The sequence below is a fragment of the Methylobacterium sp. WL18 genome (genome assembly GCF_008040015.1).
Classification (GTDB): domain Bacteria; phylum Pseudomonadota; class Alphaproteobacteria; order Rhizobiales; family Beijerinckiaceae; genus Methylobacterium; species Methylobacterium mesophilicum.
In genome coordinates this window covers 1-1,337 of record NZ_VRVD01000942.1, presented here as the reverse complement: position 1 = coordinate 1,337, position 1,337 = coordinate 1, and the positions used below count along the sequence as shown (strand labels likewise).

Genomic DNA, 1,337 nt, shown 5'->3' with positions numbered 1-1,337 from the left:
CCGCAGATGCCCGCGCAGCAGCGCCAGGGCCAGGTAGGCGGCCCCGTTGAGGACGAAGATCCAGGCGGCCAGGAAGTGCAGGTTGCGCGCCCAGCCGGTCTGCTCGAGGTTCACCGGCAGCGGCAGGGCGATCCAGGCCGGCGCGTCGTTGGCCCCGGTCTCCCCCCAGAACAGCTTCGGCAGGGCGAGCAGGATCGCGGTGCCGCTGACCATCAGCGCCAAGGTCGCGGCGGCGCCGGTCCAGTGGGTCAGGCGGACCCAGGCGGGGTGGCGCACCCGGCTGAATGGTCGACCTCGCGTCTCGATCATCATCGGTTCAGACCGCAGCCCTTATGACGGTGGGAACGCGCTGCGTCCGTCGTCGCTCCCGGCGTCGATGACGCAACGCTTGATGAAGAAAAGATGGGCATGATACCCGCCACGCTCGCTGCGGACGAAATTCCTTGCGCTCCGCTGCGGCCGGCAAAGATCCCCACACAACCGGATTCGGTGCGCGCGTGAAGATCGCTGTCCTGGCACATCTGAAGTACCCGATCGGCCAGCCCTATGCCGGCGGTCTGGAGATGCACACGCATCTGCTGACCGTGGCGTTGAAGCGGCGCGGGCACGATGTGACGCTGTTCGCCAGCCGGGGCTCGGACCCGGCGCTCGAACCGGTGATGCTGTGCGACCCGACCGGCGACGCCGTGGCGGATCCCGAGCGCGAGGAGGCGATCGACGCGGCCGAGTACGACGCCTACCGGCGGATGATGGAGCTGGTCGCGGCCGGCGGGTTCGATCTCGTGCACAACAACGCGCTGCACGCCCTGCCCCTGCAGATGAGCGCCCGACTCGGGCTGCCCTGGGTCACGGTGCTGCACACCCCGCCCTTCGACGCCCTGGTCTCCGGCGTGGTGCAGGCCGATCCCGACATGGCCTTCCTGGCGGTCTCGCCCTCGCTCGCCCAGGAATGGCAATCGCTCGTGCCCGGCGCGCAGGTGGTCGACAACGGCGTCGACCTCTCGACCTTCGCGTATTCCGAGACTCCCGACGCCCCGCCCTTCGCGTTCTGGTCCGGCCGGATCGTACCCGAGAAGGGGCTTCACCTCGCCATCGACGCCGCCCGCGCGGCCGGGCTGCCGCTGACCTTCGCGGGCCCCAAGCTCAATCCCGGCTACTGGGCGGCCGAGATCGCCCCGCGGCTCGGGCCCGACCTGACCCATCTCGGCCACCTCTCGCACCGGGACCTCGCGCACCATCTCGGCCGCGCCCGGGTGGCGATCGTTTCGCCGCGCTGGGAGGAGCCGTTCGGCCTCGTGGTCGCCGAGGCGCTCGCCTGCGGCACGCCGGTGGCCGCC

At 70.8% G+C, this 1,337-nt stretch carries 1 protein-coding gene and 1 pseudogene; one reads left to right on the top strand and one right to left on the bottom strand.

All coding sequences use genetic code 11. The annotated features are described in order from the left end of the window. A pseudogene (locus FV228_RS29925) lies at window positions 1–312 on the bottom strand (cytochrome b/b6 domain-containing protein); the annotation flags it as partial. A 185-nt stretch (window positions 313–497) separates the two neighbouring features. On the opposite strand from FV228_RS29925, the gene FV228_RS29920 reads away from it, so the two are divergent. Further along, window positions 498–1,337: glycosyltransferase (locus tag FV228_RS29920; RefSeq protein WP_147857750.1), on the top strand; the 840-nt coding region annotated here is incomplete at its 3' end.